At 33.7% G+C, this 16,276-nt stretch carries 15 protein-coding genes; 6 read left to right on the top strand and 9 right to left on the bottom strand.

Annotated features, from left to right (window positions below):
* Positions 1 to 36: 36 nt before the first annotated feature.
* Entirely contained in the window at positions 37 to 1,965 is a 1,929-nt protein-coding gene (gene nagB / locus AAGV28_RS13155; protein ID WP_373407213.1) for a glucosamine-6-phosphate deaminase, read from the top strand.
* A gap of 90 nt (positions 1,966 to 2,055) precedes the next feature.
* Positions 2,056 to 2,868, top strand: coding sequence for an SDR family oxidoreductase (locus AAGV28_RS13150; protein ID WP_373407212.1), 813 nt, complete (start codon positions 2,056 to 2,058; stop codon positions 2,866 to 2,868).
* Positions 2,869 to 2,968: 100 nt separating this feature from the next.
* Here AAGV28_RS13150 and AAGV28_RS13145 read toward each other — a convergent pair whose 3' ends face one another.
* Positions 2,969 to 3,826, bottom strand: coding sequence for a leucine-rich repeat domain-containing protein (locus AAGV28_RS13145; protein WP_373407211.1), 858 nt, complete (start codon positions 3,824 to 3,826; stop codon positions 2,969 to 2,971).
* Between the two features lie 173 nt (positions 3,827 to 3,999).
* Here AAGV28_RS13145 and AAGV28_RS13140 point away from each other — a divergent pair, with 173 nt between their 5' ends.
* Entirely contained in the window at positions 4,000 to 4,485 is a 486-nt protein-coding gene (locus AAGV28_RS13140) for a DUF1761 domain-containing protein (RefSeq protein WP_373407210.1), read from the top strand.
* Between the two features lie 40 nt (positions 4,486 to 4,525).
* On the opposite strand, the gene AAGV28_RS13135 is transcribed toward AAGV28_RS13140, so the two are convergent.
* Positions 4,526 to 4,804, bottom strand: a complete 279-nt coding sequence (locus tag AAGV28_RS13135) for a 4a-hydroxytetrahydrobiopterin dehydratase (protein WP_373407209.1) — start codon at positions 4,802 to 4,804, stop codon at positions 4,526 to 4,528.
* A 93-nt stretch (positions 4,805 to 4,897) separates the two neighbouring features.
* On the opposite strand from AAGV28_RS13135, the gene AAGV28_RS13130 reads away from it, so the two are divergent.
* Entirely contained in the window at positions 4,898 to 6,046 is a 1,149-nt protein-coding gene (locus tag AAGV28_RS13130) for an 8-amino-7-oxononanoate synthase (RefSeq protein ID WP_373407208.1), read from the top strand.
* 5 nt (positions 6,047 to 6,051) lie between these two features.
* Here the strand turns inward: AAGV28_RS13130 and AAGV28_RS13125 are convergent, their stop codons facing one another.
* On the bottom strand, positions 6,052 to 6,930 hold the full coding sequence (locus tag AAGV28_RS13125; RefSeq protein ID WP_373407207.1) for a diacylglycerol/lipid kinase family protein: 879 nt from the start codon (positions 6,928 to 6,930) through the stop codon (positions 6,052 to 6,054).
* A gap of 62 nt (positions 6,931 to 6,992) precedes the next feature.
* On the opposite strand from AAGV28_RS13125, the gene AAGV28_RS13120 reads away from it, so the two are divergent.
* Positions 6,993 to 7,958 carry an App1 family protein gene (locus AAGV28_RS13120; RefSeq protein ID WP_373407206.1) on the top strand — a complete coding sequence of 322 codons (966 nt, stop codon included), beginning with the start codon at positions 6,993 to 6,995 and terminating at the stop codon, positions 7,956 to 7,958.
* Positions 7,959 to 7,980: 22 nt separating this feature from the next.
* Here AAGV28_RS13120 and AAGV28_RS13115 read toward each other — a convergent pair whose 3' ends face one another.
* Entirely contained in the window at positions 7,981 to 9,888 is a 1,908-nt protein-coding gene (locus AAGV28_RS13115) for an ABC transporter ATP-binding protein (RefSeq protein ID WP_373407205.1), read from the bottom strand.
* A 65-nt stretch (positions 9,889 to 9,953) separates the two neighbouring features.
* Between AAGV28_RS13115 and AAGV28_RS13110 the strand changes: the two genes are divergently transcribed.
* A complete protein-coding gene (locus AAGV28_RS13110; protein ID WP_373407204.1) occupies positions 9,954 to 10,334 on the top strand; it encodes a DUF983 domain-containing protein in 381 nt (126 codons plus the stop codon).
* A gap of 2 nt (positions 10,335 to 10,336) precedes the next feature.
* On the opposite strand, the gene AAGV28_RS13105 is transcribed toward AAGV28_RS13110, so the two are convergent.
* The 5 genes from AAGV28_RS13105 to porK all read right to left on the bottom strand — a co-directional run bounded on the left by AAGV28_RS13105 (position 10,337) and on the right by porK (position 16,116).
* Positions 10,337 to 11,389: an NAD(P)/FAD-dependent oxidoreductase gene (locus AAGV28_RS13105; RefSeq protein ID WP_373407203.1), complete on the bottom strand. Its 1,053-nt coding sequence runs from the start codon at positions 11,387 to 11,389 to the stop codon at positions 10,337 to 10,339.
* A gap of 61 nt (positions 11,390 to 11,450) precedes the next feature.
* Positions 11,451 to 12,341 (bottom strand): type IX secretion system ring subunit PorN/GldN, encoded by an 891-nt coding sequence (porN, locus tag AAGV28_RS13100; protein ID WP_373407256.1) that lies wholly within the window; start codon positions 12,339 to 12,341, stop codon positions 11,451 to 11,453.
* Positions 12,342 to 12,399: 58 nt separating this feature from the next.
* Positions 12,400 to 13,938, bottom strand: coding sequence for a type IX secretion system motor protein PorM/GldM (gene porM, locus AAGV28_RS13095; RefSeq protein ID WP_373407202.1), 1,539 nt, complete (start codon positions 13,936 to 13,938; stop codon positions 12,400 to 12,402).
* A 53-nt stretch (positions 13,939 to 13,991) separates the two neighbouring features.
* A complete protein-coding gene (gene porL / locus AAGV28_RS13090; protein WP_373407201.1) occupies positions 13,992 to 14,642 on the bottom strand; it encodes a type IX secretion system motor protein PorL/GldL in 651 nt (216 codons plus the stop codon).
* Between the two features lie 61 nt (positions 14,643 to 14,703).
* The gene (porK, locus tag AAGV28_RS13085) at positions 14,704 to 16,116 is read right to left on the bottom strand and encodes a T9SS ring complex lipoprotein PorK/GldK (RefSeq protein ID WP_373407200.1); all 1,413 of its coding nucleotides are present in this window, start codon (positions 16,114 to 16,116) and stop codon (positions 14,704 to 14,706) included.
* Between the last annotated feature and the right edge of the window lie 160 nt (positions 16,117 to 16,276).

The following is a 16,276-nucleotide window of genomic DNA, read 5'->3' as shown; positions in this document are numbered from 1 at the left end:
AGGATTCTTTAAAATTTCAAAACTCGAAAAAATACGATGATAAAAAGTAGTATCGACAAAGCCACTGGATTTGAAAAAAGATTTGAAAACATCAATACAGTAGTTTTCGAAAATTCAAAAGCTGCTTCCATAGCTGTTGCACAAGAAATTGCAGCATTAATTAAATCGAAACAAGAGCAAAATGAATCCTGTGTTCTTGGACTAGCAACTGGGTCTTCGCCAAAAGGTTTATATGCCGAACTGGTAAGAATGCACAAAGAAGAGGGACTTAGTTTCAAGAATGTGATTACTTTCAACTTAGACGAATATTATCCAATAGAACCCGATTCCATTAATAGCTACGTGCGTTTTATGAAAGAATTGCTATTGGATCAAGTGGATATTTTACCTGAAAACTATAATATTCCCGATGGCACTTTATCTAAAGAACAAATTCAGGAATATTGCGCTAACTATGAAGAAAAAATAGAAGCGCTGGGCGGAATAGATTTGCAAATTCTCGGAATTGGGGGAAATGGACACATTGGTTTCAATGAATCGGGTTCGTTACAAAACTCAAAAACCAGACTAGTCGCTTTAGACCATATTACCAGAGTTGCCGCCAGTAAAGATTTTTCAGGTTTAACCAATACTCCCAGAACAGCGATTACACTTGGAGTAAAAAAAATAATGGAAGCCAAACAAGTGATTCTTATGGCTTGGGGCGAAGGCAAATCAAACATTGTTAAATCTTCCGTTGAAGGCACTGTAACCAATTTAATTCCAGCTTCATTCTTGCAAGAACACGACAATGCAATATTTGTTTTAGATCAAGAAGCTGGTTCTAAACTAACCCGAATCAACACCCCTTGGCTGGTTGAAAAAATTGTTTGGACAGACAAATTGACTAGAAAAGCGGTTTTAAGAATGGCACTCGACTTAAAAAAACCTATTCTTAGACTCACTGATGCTGATTATATCGAAAACGGAATGAGTGATTTATTAGCCGATTTAGGTCCCGCTTACAACATCAACATTAATATTTTTAACAAATTACAAAACACTATCACAGGCTGGCCGGGAGGAAAACCCAATGCCGATGATAGCAATAGACCTGAACGAGCAAAACCCGCTAGAAAAAGAGTACTGATTTTTAGTCCGCATCCAGACGATGACATCATAAGTATGGGAGGCACTTTTATGCGTTTACACGAGCAAGGTCATGAAGTTCATGTGGCCTATCAAACATCAGGAAATATTGCTGTAGCTGATAGCGAAGCAGAGCGTTTTGCTCGTTTTGTATGTGACTATAACGAAAAATTTGGAATTAATAGTCCCGAAGCCACTTCGATATACAATAAAGCGCATGAATTTTTAAACAACAAAAAAGCAAGTCAAAAAGACACTCCCGAGGTTAGACACTTAAAAGGTCTTATTCGAAAAGGAGAAGCACGAGCAACCAGCCATTTTGTAGGCTTAACTGACAATCAAATTCATTTTATGGATCTTCCGTTTTACGAAACAGGAACTATTGAGAAAAAGCCTTTAGGAGCAGCCGACATCCAACTTACTATGGATCTTATTGAAAAAATAAAACCGCATCAGATATTTGCAGCAGGTGATCTTGCCGATCCACACGGAACGCATAAAGTATGTTTAGACGCTATTTTTGAAGCGGTAAAAAATCTGAAACAAAAAGATTTCATGAATGATTGTTGGCTATGGCTTTATCGTGGGGCTTGGCAAGAATGGGGCATTGACGAAATAGAAATGGCTGTTCCCATGAGTCCGGATCAAGTTTTAGCTAAGAGACACGGAATATTCAAACACCAATCGCAAAAAGACGGTGTCGTATTTCAAGGCACTGATTCTAGAGAATTCTGGCAAAGAGCCGAAGACAGAAACAAAGAAACGGCCGAATTATACGATCAGTTAGGTTTGTCTAATTATGCCGCAATGGAAGCCTTTGTTAGGTGGAAATTCTAACAATAAACCCTAATTGTTGTAAAGAAAGCTGTGTGAATTTTAATTAATTCGCACAGCTTTTAAAATAAATAATAAAATCAAATTTAAAAAATGAATCTATTTAACATTAAAAATAAGGTTGCTGTAATTACAGGAGGAACTGGAGTATTAGGAACATCAATTGCTGAACATTTAGCCGCTTCAGGCGCAAAAATTATTATTCTTGGAAGAAATCAGGAAACCATTGACATTAGTATTACAAACTTAAAAGAAAAAGGGTATGACGCATTCGGAATTGCGGCAAACATTCTGGACAAAAAATCATTAGAAACAGCACGAGAAAAAATCATAGCTCAATATGGTCGAATTGATATCTTATTGAATGCCGCTGGGGGAAATATGCCTGGAGCGACAATAAGCGTAGATCAAACTATTTTTGACTTATCTATGGATGCTTTTCAAACCGTAACCGATTTAAACTTAAATGGCACGGTGCTTCCTTCAATTGTTTTTGGAGAACTTATGGCCAAACAAAAAGAAGGAGTAATTATTAATTTCTCTTCTATGACAGTTGACAGAGCCGTAACCCGCGTAGTGGGCTATTCAGCATCTAAGGCTGCAATGGAAAACTTCACCAGATGGATGGCGGTGGAAATGGCAACAAAATTTAGTGATCGCATTCGTGTAAATGCTATAGCACCAGGTTTTTTTATTGGAAATCAAAACCGAAAATTATTAACTAATGAGGATGGTTCTTATACTTCAAGAGGAAATAGCATCATTAACAACACCCCCATGAAAAGATTTGGTGAAGCCAATGAATTATCTGGTGCGATTCACTTTTTGTGTAGTGACGCTTCCCAGTTTGTCACTGGAATTGTACTTGCTGTAGATGGTGGTTTTAGTGCTTTTAGTGGTGTGTAATACAAAAAAACCTGTGAATGTACTATTCACAGGTTTTCCAGAAACTAAACTTATTATAAAACTAACTTAATAAATATAAATAATTTTCTAACCAAAAAAATTATTCTTCAGAAACTATTGGTCTTTTATCCACTTCAATTGCTACATTCATCAAATAAGCTACACCACCATCGTTAACCATAGTCATGTTTAACGTATCTAAAACAGCTAATTTTCTTGAAACTAAACCATTGAATTTATTGTAAGAAATATTCATTTCTTTTAAATTATCTAAATTTTCGATAGCTAAAGGCACTTGTCCTTGAAAATTATTTTCGAATAAGCTAAAATTAGTTAATTGAGTTAAATTAGCAACATCTGGGCTTAATGTACCACTTAGTTTATTACTATTTAATAATACCGTTTTTAACGCTTTCATTTCATAGAAAGAAGCAGGAATTGCGCCTTCTATTTCATTATTAAAAATTGCCAAAGTTTCTAATTTTTGTAAATTCCCTAAATTAGATGGCAACTCACCTGAAAGCTGATTCATAAACAATTCTAAACTTTTCAAATTGCTTAAATTGCAAATTGAAGCTGGAATAGATGCCGATAAATTATTAAAAGACAAGTCTAATATTTTCAATTCTTTCAAATTACCTAAACTAGCAGGAATACTCCCAGAAAGATGATTTCTATGTAGATTTAATTGTTGTAAAGTTTCTAATTGACCTAACTCGGTTGGGATTACACCTACCAAATTATTATTCTGTAAGTTTATGGCAACTACTTTGTTATTTAGCACTTTAACACCAGTCCAAGTACTTATATCTTGAGACAAATCCCATTTCACTTTCCATTGACTGCCATTAGTTGCCTCGTAGAATTTCACGAGGATTTCTTTATCTGAAATCGATACATTAGCCATCATTGTAAATGAGGACAAAACCACTAATAATAAAGTAACTATCTTTTTCATAACTTTTGCTTTAAATGACAGAGTAAATATAAAACAAAACACAGATTAAAAGCTAATATAATCGACGAAATACACGTTTATTTTATTTTAAAGGGTACTAGTCTTACATTTAAGACATGAAAAAATTAAAAAAAATTATTTATATTTGAACTACTAATCTAAAAACCAACCACATGGAAATTAACTTTTTAGCGCTGTTTGTAGCTGCTTTATCTACTTTAGTCATCGGATGTATTTGGTACAACCCAAAAGTATTTGGAACAATTTGGATGAAAGAATCGGGATTAACCGAAGAAAAAATAAAAGGTGCTAACATGCCCTTAATTTTTATAATGGCGGTCTTTTTTGCCTTTTTAATTGCAATGATTTTGCAATTCTTAACTATCCATCAATGGGGTGCTTTTGGAATGATTGGAGGAGAAAATACAACTGAAACCAAACCTTCTTACACCGCTTTTATGAACGATTACGGCACTACTTTTAGAACTTTCAAGCATGGCGCTCTTCATGGCTTTTTGGCAGGACTCTTTCTAGCTTTCCCAATGATAGCAACTAATGCTTTATTTGAAAGAAAAAGCTGGAAATACACCTTTATCAATAGTGGCTATTGGATGATCTGTTTCACAATTATGGGCGGGATTATTTGTGCCTGGCAATAAAAAGGACTCCTCTCTTGATTTATTAACGAGAGGAGTTTTTTTAAAACAATTTTTCTATTGCTTTGGCTAATTCAAAATCTTTATCCGTAACGCCTTTAGCATCGTGGGTTGACAATCGAATATTAACTTTGTTGTAGACATTAAACAATTCAGGATGATGATTTTTAGTTTCTGCCAACAATCCGATTTGAACAATGAAAGCAAGTGCTTGACTAAAATTTTCAAACTCAAATTTTTTCTCGATCCCATCGTTTGAAAAAGTCCAATTTGTTAATTGCGACAAAACCGACTGTGCTGTTTCTTCATTATAAATTTTCATACTCTTTCTTTTTATAAATTTAGTTATTTTTTACCTTTAAACTGTCTTATGGACTTAAAATAGTACCTTCGCCAAAAATTAATCTCTCCACATTTGAAATCTATTTTTTCTTTTAAAATACACGATACTGTTCAAAACTTACCCGATGAATGGGATGTTTTGGCTTCAAAGAATATCTTTCTTTCTCGAGAGTATCTCAAGATTTTAGAAACTGCGGCTCCAGCAAATATGACTTGTCATTATATTGCTCTTTTTAAGGACAACGAATTAATCGGCATCAGTATTGCTCAATTTTTAGATTTAAGCACAATTTCTTCTTTTGGAGAAAGAGACAATTGTATTCGAACTAAAATCAGAAATTTTGTTTTCAAAAGATTTGGATCCAAAGTCCTTATCATTGGAAACAACATGTTAACGGGACAAAACGGGATTCTATACAGCAAAAAAGCCCCAATTAATGCCATTTTTAGATTATTAAAAGAAGCTACTGAAGCATTAGAACTGCATTATAAAAAACAAGGCTGCAAACCTCACCTTACTATTTTTAAAGATTATTCGAAAGCTGAAATAAAGACTTTTGACATCCCTGAATTTGATTCTTTTTATCGATTTTCTACCCAACCCAATATGATTTTTAACATCAAAGATTCTTGGCAAACTTTTGATGATTACATAGCTGATAAAAATAAAAAATACCGAGACCAATACAAAAGAGCCCGAAAAAAAGCATCGGGACTTAGCAAACAAAAAATGAGTCTTGAAGATATTGAAAATCAAAAGGAACGTATTTATGATTTGTATCTAAATGTGGCTCAAAAAGCCGCTTTCAATACTTTTTATCTAAACGAAAATCATTTTGAAATTTTCAAAAAAAACCTAAAAGACAAGTTTTTATTTTACGGCTATTTCGACAACAATAAATTAATTGGTTTTAATACCTTAATTAAAAATGGTTCGGATATAGACACTTATTTTTTAGGATACGATGACGATTGTCAAAAAGAAAAAATGCTGTATTTAAACATGCTGTATGATATGATAGGCTATTCTATCAACAAAAAATACAGCCGAATTATTTTTGCCCGAACTGCATTAGAAATCAAAAGTTCAGTAGGTGCCAAAGCCGAAGATATGTTCGGACTTATGAAACATAATAATCCTTTTTTAAATGTATTTGTATCTAAAACATTTCGCTTTTTTGAGCCTAAAATAGAATGGCAAGAACGCAATCCTTTCAAATAAACAGCTTACGTCTTGAATGTTGCAATTCTTAATTTTAGTGTTGATATTGAAATATCCAAATTGACTTCTTTACCACAATATTCGCCGTCTATTTGAAAACTTGTTGGTTTATTGATATTAATCAAAGCTTTATCGGTAGAAATAACCGTAACATCTCCAGATGAAATTGGAATTTTCCCCATAACAATTTTGACAAAAACACTAAAAGTGATTTTTCTCAAAATAATCAACTCAAATTTACCATCACCCATAATTCCTATTGGATTAATAACAACTCCCGTTCCATATTTTTGAGAATTAGCAATAACAATCATTTGTGCTTTGGCTTCAATCAATTGTTCATCATTTTTTATACTCACTTGAAATGATTTCCCGGCATGAGATAAAGTTTTAAAAATTTGCAAAGCGTAGCCTAATTTTCCTCGAATGGAACTTTTTTCATAATTCTTAATCAAATCGGCATTGAGGCCTAAATCACTTAGGTGAATACACATTCGATTATTAATTCTTATAAAATCTATCGCTACAAAATTATTTTGAAAAGCAATCGCAATATTCTCTTCTAGTGATTTTACCAAACCCAAATCGGTTGCTAATCCATTAGCAGAACCTACTGGCAATATTGCAAAAACAACATCTTGCTGTTCTAAAGCTTCGGCAACTAATTTTATCGTTCCATCTCCTCCCGCAATAATAACACGCTCTGGCTGATATTGAGCATAATAGGCTCTTATATTTTCTAAATCATTAACTCCTGTGGTTTCTATACAATACAAATTCAGATTTAAATATTGCGCATAATGCGAAACCTCTTCAATCAAATTAGCCTTATTAACTCCTCCCGAAATGGGATTCACCACCATCATCACATTATTTTTCTCCATTTTACTTCATATTTGTTTTAAAATTAACTAATTTAGGATACAATACAAAAGAAAGTCTATAAATGAAGCCTATTATAAAGTTATACCGTGGTTATGCCAACGAACAAGAGTTAATTGTAATGGGACATGTTTTTAACCCAACAAAAAAAGTCGATTACGATTTTCAGGATAAAAACTTCAAAAACGCGAGTTCTATAATTGGAATGTACCGAATGAAAACCTGGGCTAATGCCGATATTTACCTGGTACATAACCAAAAAACAATCCATACCCGAACACTTTCTGATGGTTATTTTAAATTTTGTATTCCGCTTAGTCAAACAGATTATGGCTGGATTGACTATGAAGTAAGTCTAAATTACGAGAACGAAACCATTACAGCCAAAGAAAGTTATATTCGACCAAGAGTCGATCATTTGGGAATTATATCAGATATTGACGATACTTTTTTAGTATCGTACACTATGAATCCTTTAAGAAAATTATACAATTTGTTGTTTCGAAATGTAAACCGCCGCAAGATATTTGAAGATGTTACAGTTCATTATCGAGCACTGAGTCAGGCAGGTAGGAAAGAAGACGATGAATTAAATATCTTTTTTTATGTTTCTAGTAGTGAGTGGAATTTATACCGATTCATTGTCAAGTTTACCGAAATTCACCAATTACCCAAAGCGGTTTTATTGTTGAAAGATATTAAAAACAGTTTGAGAAATTTTTTCTGGACGGGAAGAGGCAGTCACAATCATAAATTTGAAAAAATAAAACACATTTTAGAATTTTATCCTAATTTAAAATATGTTCTCATTGGCGATGATTCGCAAGAAGACCCTTATTTGTATGAAGCCATTAGTAAAATTTTCCCATTAACCATTCAGGCTATTTATATTAGACAAACAGCTAAACACAAAAAAGAAAAAGTGATTAAAACACTTCAAAATCTGGAAAGTCTTTCTGTAGCCGTTTGTTATTTTAAAAAAAGTAAAGAAGCAATTGCGCACTCAAAAAAAATAGGCTTGATTAGTTAATCAAGCCTAACTTTCCATTTTACTACAAATTATCTATTTCTTCCTGAACAATTTCCCAATCTAATAAGAGTTGGTCTAAATCGGCTTTCTTTTTATTGTACGCTTTAAAAAAAGCAGCATCTTCAATATTTTTGTCATAATTAGAAGCCAACATCTTATCATCGTGCTGAATGTCTCTTTCCAATTGTTTGATTTGGCTTTCCACCTTACTCAATTTATTTTGCAATGCTTTTCCTTTTTTCTGATCTTCGTAGGATGCTTTTTTATTTTCTTTTGGAGCTGCAGCTTTCTCTACATCTTTTTTCTCCACTTCACGCATATTTTCCATATTGCGTTGCTCTAAGAAATAATTGATATCTCCTAAATATTGTTTTATTTTTTGATCTTTAAACTCGTATACAATATTTGACATTCCTTGCAAGAAATCCCTATCGTGAGAAACTAACAATAAAGTCCCACCAAATTTTTGCAAAGCGGCTTTTAAAACGTTCTTAGATTTGATATCCAAGTGGTTTGTAGGCTCATCCATCAACAAAACATTGATAGGCTGCAAAAGCAATTTACACAACGCCAGACGGTTTCTTTCGCCTCCTGAAAGTACTTTTACCTTTTTCTCTACATCATCACCACGGAACAAAAACGAACCTAACATATCACGCACTTTCGAACGATTGGTATCCATTGCGGCGTCTTCCATAGTTTGCAACAAGGTAATTTCGCCATCTAAATATTCAGCTTGATTTTGAGCAAAATATCCCAATTGCACATTATGTCCTAATTTGATCGTTCCATCGTATTCAAATTCGTTGACTAAAGCCTTGATAAAAGTCGATTTTCCTTGTCCATTTTGTCCCACAAAGGCAATCTTGCTTCCGCGTTCTACTAACAGTGAAATATCCTTTAGAATTACCTTATCTCCATAGGCTTTGGTAACATCTTCGGCTTCAATAACTACTTTTCCTGGTTCTTTTGAAACGGGAAACGAAATATTCATCACCGAATTGTCGTCTTCATCGACTTCAATCCGTTCTACTTTATCTAATTTTTTAATCAACGATTGCGCCATCGAAGCTTTGGAAGCTTTGGCACGGAATTTCTCGATTAACTTTTCGGTTTCTTCAATTTTCTTAGCTTGGTTTTTTTGAGTAGCCAATTGTTTTTCACGAATTTCATGACGCAATTCTAGATATTGAGAATACGGTTTGTTGAAATCGTAAGCTTTTCCAAGAGAAATTTCGATAGTTCTATTGGTTACATTATCTAAGAACATTTTATCGTGCGAAACAATTACCACAACTCCTGGATAATTACGCAAGAAACTTTCTAGCCAAATAATACTTTCAATATCCAAGTGATTGGTAGGCTCATCTAGCAATAAAACATCATTGTTTTGCAATAACAATTTAGCTAATTCGATACGCATTCTCCATCCACCCGAAAAAGTTTCTGTTTGATTGTTGAACACCTCTCTTTTAAAACCTAAACCTAAAAGAATTTTCTCTGTATCGCCTACATAATTATACCCGCCTAATAAATCAAAACGATGGGTGTAATCCGATAAATCCTCAATTATTTTGCTGTATTCATCACTTTCATAATCGGTTCTGGTAACCAATTGATGATTGATTTCTTCTAGTTTTTTCTCAACAATTTTAATCTCAGTAAAAGCTTCATAAGCTTCTTCAAGAACCGTTCTTCCTCTTTCGAAATCAATATCCTGACGTAAGAATCCCATTCGGATATCTTTCTCCTGAGAAATCACTCCAGAATCGGGAGCAAAATCTCTTGCTAACATTTTTAGCATGGTGGATTTTCCAGCACCATTTTTCCCTACAAGACCGACTCTATCTCCAGCTCCTAATCGAAAGGTAACTTCTTCAAACAAATAAGTACCACCAAACGAAACCGATAAATTGTGTATATTAAGCATATTTTGTGACTAATGTTACATTGGTACTTTTTCAAATAATGTACCTTTGATAAAATTTTTTGCAAATGTTAAAAAAAGGATCCAAACTAAATAGTATTTTAACAGGAACTTGTCCGAAATGCCAAAATGAGAGCATGTATGTGGACAAAAATCCGCTGAATTTAGCTAATGTTTTAAAAATGAATGTAAAATGTTCGCATTGTGGCTTAACTTATCAAATTGAACCTTCTTTTTTTTATGGTGCCATGTATGTGAGTTATGGACTAAATGTAGCTATTGGAATTGCTGCTTTTGTTGTATCCTATTTATTTTTTAATACTTCTCTCAAAACGGCTTTTATTGCAATAATAGCAACTCTAATTGTTACGTTTCCATTTGTACTCCGATGGTCGAGGAATATTTACATCAATATGTTTGTACATTATGACCCTAGCTTTAAAGCATAAAATTATCTTTTATCCTTTGGTTTAAACCGGTCGATATTAATTTCTTTTGGCAAAGGAATTCCACTTTCTATCGATTCGAATAATGCTTTGGCCATAGCAGGTCCCAGCATTACTCCTCTTGTTCCTAAACCGTTTAAAACATGAATTGACGAACTACTGGAATGAGTTCCCACAATCGGTCTGCGGTCTCTTACCGTAGGTCGAACGCCTGCAAAATGAGAGACAATCTCAAACTCGCAACTGATAATTTCCTGAATGCGATCTATTAGTTCTTGTTTTCCTTCTTCGGTAGGTAAATCGGCTTTGTCTTTCCAATTGTAAGTAGCACCCACTTTGAATAATCCATCGCCTAGCGGAAGAATAAAAACACTCGTATTTACAATTACATCCAAATCTAATTGGGGTGCTTTGATGATAAAAAGTTCTCCTTTTGTCCCATCCAAAGGCAAATGATTGAAATAAGGATTGGCATGCATCCCAAAACCTTCTGCGAAAATAATATGTTTGGCTTCAATATTTTTGTAACGAATACGATCCGACAAGACTTCCAACACTTCATAATCAAAAGATTCTTGAAGCAAAAGCTGTTCTTGCAGAAGATAGTTTTTATAACTTTCTAACAATAAAGCTGTATCTACATAACCGGTGTGCAACACTTCGCCATAATCAAAAGGCGAATCAATTCCTTGGTATGTGTTGGTTCGTATAGTCGTAGATAGAAAAGGAGCTAACCCAGGCTTATCTGATGCGGCAAACCAATTGTTTTGTTCTTCGATAGAAAAAAATTTACGCAAAATAGGCTTTTTAAAATCTACTTTTATTTGAAGTTTTCGTTCTAAATCAGCATAAAACTGATTCATTAAAAGCAATTGTTCTTGGGCTTGCCAAACTTCACTAAAACGTTTTAAAATAACCGGATTATAAAGTCCACCAGCAATTTTTGATGAATTTTGAGAATCGTTATCAACAACTACACTACTTTTTTGGTTTGCCAAAGCAATTTCAGAAAACGAAATCCCAGCTAATCCACATCCTACAATTAAATAATCTATCATATTGATCTAAATAAAAAACTCTTACCATTAGGTAAGAGTTTTGTAAAAACTATAATTGAAATTAGTAATTCCACATGTCTGATTCAAAATCACGTATTTTCTCTTTCACACGTTCGGCTTCGAGCAGTTGACTTTGAGCGTTATCTTTCATGTATTCTTTAATCTCTCTATCTCCATAAACGTTTTCTTCTTTGTAAATCACACTATTGAAACGTCTTGAATTTAAAATATGATCGAAAGAAACCGGCATCGCCGAATTTTTATCGTTAAATGCTTTTGCTTCATGTAAAACCTCTCTTGCATCAGGGAAGAAAATCCAAAACAATTCAATATAATCTTTCTCATCACTGTTCATCGTGTACACATCAGGTGTTACCGGACAAATAGCAAGCAAACGGTATTTCAATTCACTTTGACGTTTATCAAAATACCAAAACCCTTTAATTTTGTATTGGGTTACATCTTGAGCAGTTAAATCTGATCTCAAAATATATTCTTGCGAAACACTTTGACCTGCATTTATTTGTTCTCTACCTACATCTGTTGTATCAATTCGACTTAATGAAGCCTGAATATCATTAAATGTTTTTTTGGTATTGAAATAACTATCTGAATACACTTCTGAAATTTCTCCGCTTTTTATGGCTCTAGTTAGTACGTCATACAATGAACGTCTGTCAGAACCTATATTAGCTGTATCAATAGGGAAATAAAGTGGAAAGTTAATTTTTTCACTTAAATCGATTATTTCCCAAACCATTTTACCCATCAATACATCTCTATCATGAACATATCCATACGCTAATGGTTTATCATTGTCTGAAATCTGTTGAGCCTTAGTTTTTAAACCAATTTCTTCAGGAATTCTAGCATTCAGTAAATTAGATTGAGCATAAGAAGCCATTCCTCCAATTAAAGAGATTGCTAGTATCAAAAAATTTCTCATATTCATCATAGTATCATTAATAAGAATGGATGTAATCTTCTATTCTGGGTAATTAAGGTATTTATTATTGAATTTCAAAAATAACTGGAGCTGTTCTTGGCAATAAATAACTACCAGCACCAACTAATTTTGTTTTAATTTCAGAAATAGTAACTTGATCTCCTCTTCCCGCTTTAGAAAGTATTGCTTTACATTGTGCATTTAATCTATCGCCTTGCACAACCACAGTAGGCTGACCAGTAACTTTTAAATTAAATCCAACAACATTTAAATCAACATCAAAATCAAAGTCTACTAACTTCGCTCCAATAGTAGCAATTTCTAAGTTTGATTTTGGGCCTTTTACAACACCCATTTCACCTCTAATTGTACCTGATGGACCAGGAATTCCTTTAATTCTAAATACTTTTTTGTCTGAAGCTACTTTACCGTCAGCCATTTTACCAGAAACATTAATAACTACTTCGTTACCACCTTGTGGACTCATAGTGTATTTCCCGTTTCCTACTTTAGTCAAACCTGGAGCCGAAGCATTAACATTATTATCCGCAATACCTGCGAATGAAATAGAGATAGGATTAGAAACACCTCTATACACTACATTCATTTTATCAGCAGAAATAGTAGCCGAATTAGGTCTTGGAACCACAACGTATTTACCAGAAAATTTCAATGGAATGGTTTTTCCATCTTCAACAAAAGTAAATTGACCTGCAATATTTTGCTCCCCAACTCCTCCAGCTGTCAAAGCAATTTTAGCTTGTCCTGTAGCGGGATCTAATCTTGCGCCAGTAACACTTGTTGGTTTTGTATTTTCGTCATAACGACCTAAAACCACTTTTCCAGTAACCGCTTCTCCTTGAAAATAAGCATTCTTGTCTAAAACAACTATTGCTTGATAATTGCTGTATGACGCCGCTGCTACTGCCGCTTTTCCTAAAGCTGCACTATACACATCAGATTCTGCTTTATTGATATCATTTTGCCAAGTCGAAAGTTTAGCAATCGTAGCAATAGCTGGGAAATCTTTAAAATGATACGATAAATATTTATCTTTTAATCCTTCCTTGTTTTTCACATCCGAAAGATCAAATTTTTCTTCAATTTCTTTGATAATACTAGCATATTTTTTATCTCCCAACGTAGCTTTCATATCCGCTTTGTATTGGTTGATAGTTGCAATAATTTCGTTTCCTTTTTTAGAATAACCATCACCTGTAAACCAATCACCAATATTGTCGCCTTTATCCATTTCTTCATAAGGTAGTTTTCCGGTTTCTGGATCTGCCTCATAACCTGTAGATGCTTGCGCTTTTAAAGATTGAATGTAGTTGTAGAAATTATCCGTTATTGTTTTTACTTTATGAGCGGTTACTGATGCAACGGCAAATTCACCTTTAGCTTCTGCTGCTTTAGCATCTAAAGCAAGTAACATTTGGTCGTTTGATTGTTTAGAATTGGTATTAGAACTTTCAAATTTTTCATTCATTAATCCAAAACCTGATATTACTTCTTTTGAAACATTCATTGCCAACATAGCGATGAAAACCAAGTACATCAGGTTAATCATCTTCTGTCTAGGGGTTAGTTTTCCTCCTGCCATATTTTCTAATAATTAGTTGTAGTAATTTTGTTTAATAGTCTCGAACTTAATTATTATCCTTTGTTATTCATAGCAGAAAGCATTCCTCCATACACACTGTTTAAAGATGTAATATTTGCAGTCATAGATTGCATTTGCTCTTTTAACTTAGTAGCATTTTCAGCAATTTCTTTGTTGGCTTCAGCATTTCTAGAAGCACTTTCTAACTGCACTTTGTACAAACTATTTAAAGCTTCCATTTGAGCGGCAGCCATAGACAATTCGTCGCTGTATTTTTTTGTAGCAGCAATTCCGTCAGCAGCAGGAGCAATTCCTTTAGCAGCTGATTCGAAATTTTTGATACTATTTCCTAAACTTGCCATCAATTCACCATCGATTTTAGCATCTTTTAATAAATTATCTAATTTTTGAGACAACAATCCTTGAGCCTCAACAGGAGATTCTGCTTTTGGTTTTCTGGCAGCTGATGGAGTTCCATTAGCTAATTCAGGGTAAACCAAAGTCCAATCTAATTCGTCATCCACAGGTTCAAACGCCGAAAGTGCAAAAATAAAAGCTTCTGTTAGTAATCCAACTGAAAGCATTACAGTACCTGTTAACGGTCCTAGTTCAAAATGCGTAATTTTAAAAAGAGCTCCAACAATTACAACTGCTGCTCCCATTCCGTAAGCAAAATTCATTGCTTTTTTTCCTAATAATGCCATAATCTTAGTTTTTTTAGTTTTGTGTAGGTGTTATTTATTATTAATTTAAGGGGGTATTTTTTTATCTTCTTCTTGTGTCTCCTGCTCCTCCAGTAGTTTGAACGCCCATATAATCTTGAACAGTTCTAAACCCAATGAAACTTCTTGCTGAATCAGCATATTCAAAATCTCTGGTACTTACTTGTAAGAAGTAAGCAACATCTTTCCATGATCCTCCACGAACTACTTTACGTTTATTTGAAGCATCTAAAACATTTGGGTTCATTGTAGATACATATTCGTAGGCATTTGGGTCATACGACGAATCCGTCCATTCTGAAACGTTTCCAGCCATGTTATAAAGATTGTAACCATTTGGCTCATACGATTTAGCTTCTACAGTATACAATGCCTGATCCGCAGCATAATCTCCTCTGTTTGGTTTGAAATTCGCTAAGAAACAACCTCTATCATTTTTAGTGTAAGGCCCTCCCCATGGATAAGTAGCCGATTGTAAACCACCTCTAGCTGCATATTCCCACTCCGCTTCTGTAGGTAATCGAAATGAGTTAATTAAATCACGACCACTTTTTTTAGATTTGATATAGGTGTTTTTATTTAAAGTTCTCCAAGCACAAAAAGCTTTTGCTTGAGTCCATTTAACCCCAACTACGGGATATTCCCCATACGCTTTGTGCCAAAAATAATCATTGTGCATTGGCTCATTATACGAATAAGCAAAATCTTTAATCCAAACTGTTGTATCTGGATATATTTTTACTTCCTCATTTCTAATAAAATCTTTTCTTTTACCTACTTTAGCTTTGGCTGCAGCCTGAATATCCATCCAAGAATAGCGGAACTTCAATTTATCTACATCAATACTACGCAAGCCGTTGTAAGATTCCTCAATTGGAATATACATGGAATCCATTACCTCTACATAATACTCATCTGGATATTGTTTTGGATCTTTAATTAACTTTACATTTCTGTTTAGTTTTCTACCAGCGTATTCATCCTCAGTCGTACCAATACTATAATAGTTATCATACATATACTTATCATAAGCAGTCATTTTCTCAGGGTCAGCATCATTAAATGCAAAATCACCAATACTTCCCGCATTCTTGCCTTTCCCTTTAGAATCTCCTGATTTTATTCCGTTCATATCAGCAAGAATAGCTAACTTCATTCTGATTGTAGAATCTTTTACCCATTCTACAAATTGACGGTACTCGCTGTTAGTAATTTCTGTTTCATCCATGTAAAAGGAACGCACCGTTACTGTTTTGGTTTGCGCATCTTGAACACCAGCTATATCTTCATCAGATTTACCCATAATATAGGCTCCACCAGGAACTAAAGTCATTCCATAAGGCTTTTCTGGATGCCATTTTGCTCCTTTAACACCGACTAACTCACCTTTATCACTTGACTTACCACAGCTTATTAAAAGTGACAAAATTGCCATAAATGCAATGAACTTCTTCATATAAATTCGGGTTATATATTCTTTATTTTTTAAGTCTGTAAACGTATTTATTATTTATTAATAAAACAATTTTTTTTTCTTTAATTAAATACTTGTTCAAAAGTAAAGTTAAAAAAATTATAAAAAAAATATTTTATCGACAAAATGCAAAAAAACACGA

This window comes from Flavobacterium zubiriense, from assembly GCF_041729725.1.
GTDB classification, from domain to species: Bacteria; Bacteroidota; Bacteroidia; order Flavobacteriales; family Flavobacteriaceae; genus Flavobacterium; species Flavobacterium zubiriense.
The sequence above is the reverse complement of the archived record's forward strand: the minus strand, read 5'-3'. Positions and strand labels throughout refer to the sequence as shown.

Coding starts and splice junctions, on each gene's coding strand:
- nagB (WP_373407213.1), top strand. CDS start 37: ATGATAAAAAGTAGTATCGACAAAGCCACTGGATTTGAAAAAAGATTT.
- AAGV28_RS13150 (WP_373407212.1), top strand. CDS start 2,056: ATGAATCTATTTAACATTAAAAATAAGGTTGCTGTAATTACAGGAGGA.
- AAGV28_RS13145 (WP_373407211.1), bottom strand. CDS start 3,826: ATGAAAAAGATAGTTACTTTATTATTAGTGGTTTTGTCCTCATTTACA.
- AAGV28_RS13140 (WP_373407210.1), top strand. CDS start 4,000: ATGGAAATTAACTTTTTAGCGCTGTTTGTAGCTGCTTTATCTACTTTA.
- AAGV28_RS13135 (WP_373407209.1), bottom strand. CDS start 4,804: ATGAAAATTTATAATGAAGAAACAGCACAGTCGGTTTTGTCGCAATTA.
- AAGV28_RS13125 (WP_373407207.1), bottom strand. CDS start 6,930: ATGGAGAAAAATAATGTGATGATGGTGGTGAATCCCATTTCGGGAGGA.
- AAGV28_RS13120 (WP_373407206.1), top strand. CDS start 6,993: ATGAAGCCTATTATAAAGTTATACCGTGGTTATGCCAACGAACAAGAG.
- AAGV28_RS13115 (WP_373407205.1), bottom strand. CDS start 9,888: ATGCTTAATATACACAATTTATCGGTTTCGTTTGGTGGTACTTATTTG.
- AAGV28_RS13110 (WP_373407204.1), top strand. CDS start 9,954: ATGTTAAAAAAAGGATCCAAACTAAATAGTATTTTAACAGGAACTTGT.
- AAGV28_RS13105 (WP_373407203.1), bottom strand. CDS start 11,389: ATGATAGATTATTTAATTGTAGGATGTGGATTAGCTGGGATTTCGTTT.
- porN (WP_373407256.1), bottom strand. CDS start 12,341: ATGAATATGAGAAATTTTTTGATACTAGCAATCTCTTTAATTGGAGGA.
- porM (WP_373407202.1), bottom strand. CDS start 13,938: ATGGCAGGAGGAAAACTAACCCCTAGACAGAAGATGATTAACCTGATG.
- porL (WP_373407201.1), bottom strand. CDS start 14,642: ATGGCATTATTAGGAAAAAAAGCAATGAATTTTGCTTACGGAATGGGA.
- porK (WP_373407200.1), bottom strand. CDS start 16,116: ATGAAGAAGTTCATTGCATTTATGGCAATTTTGTCACTTTTAATAAGC.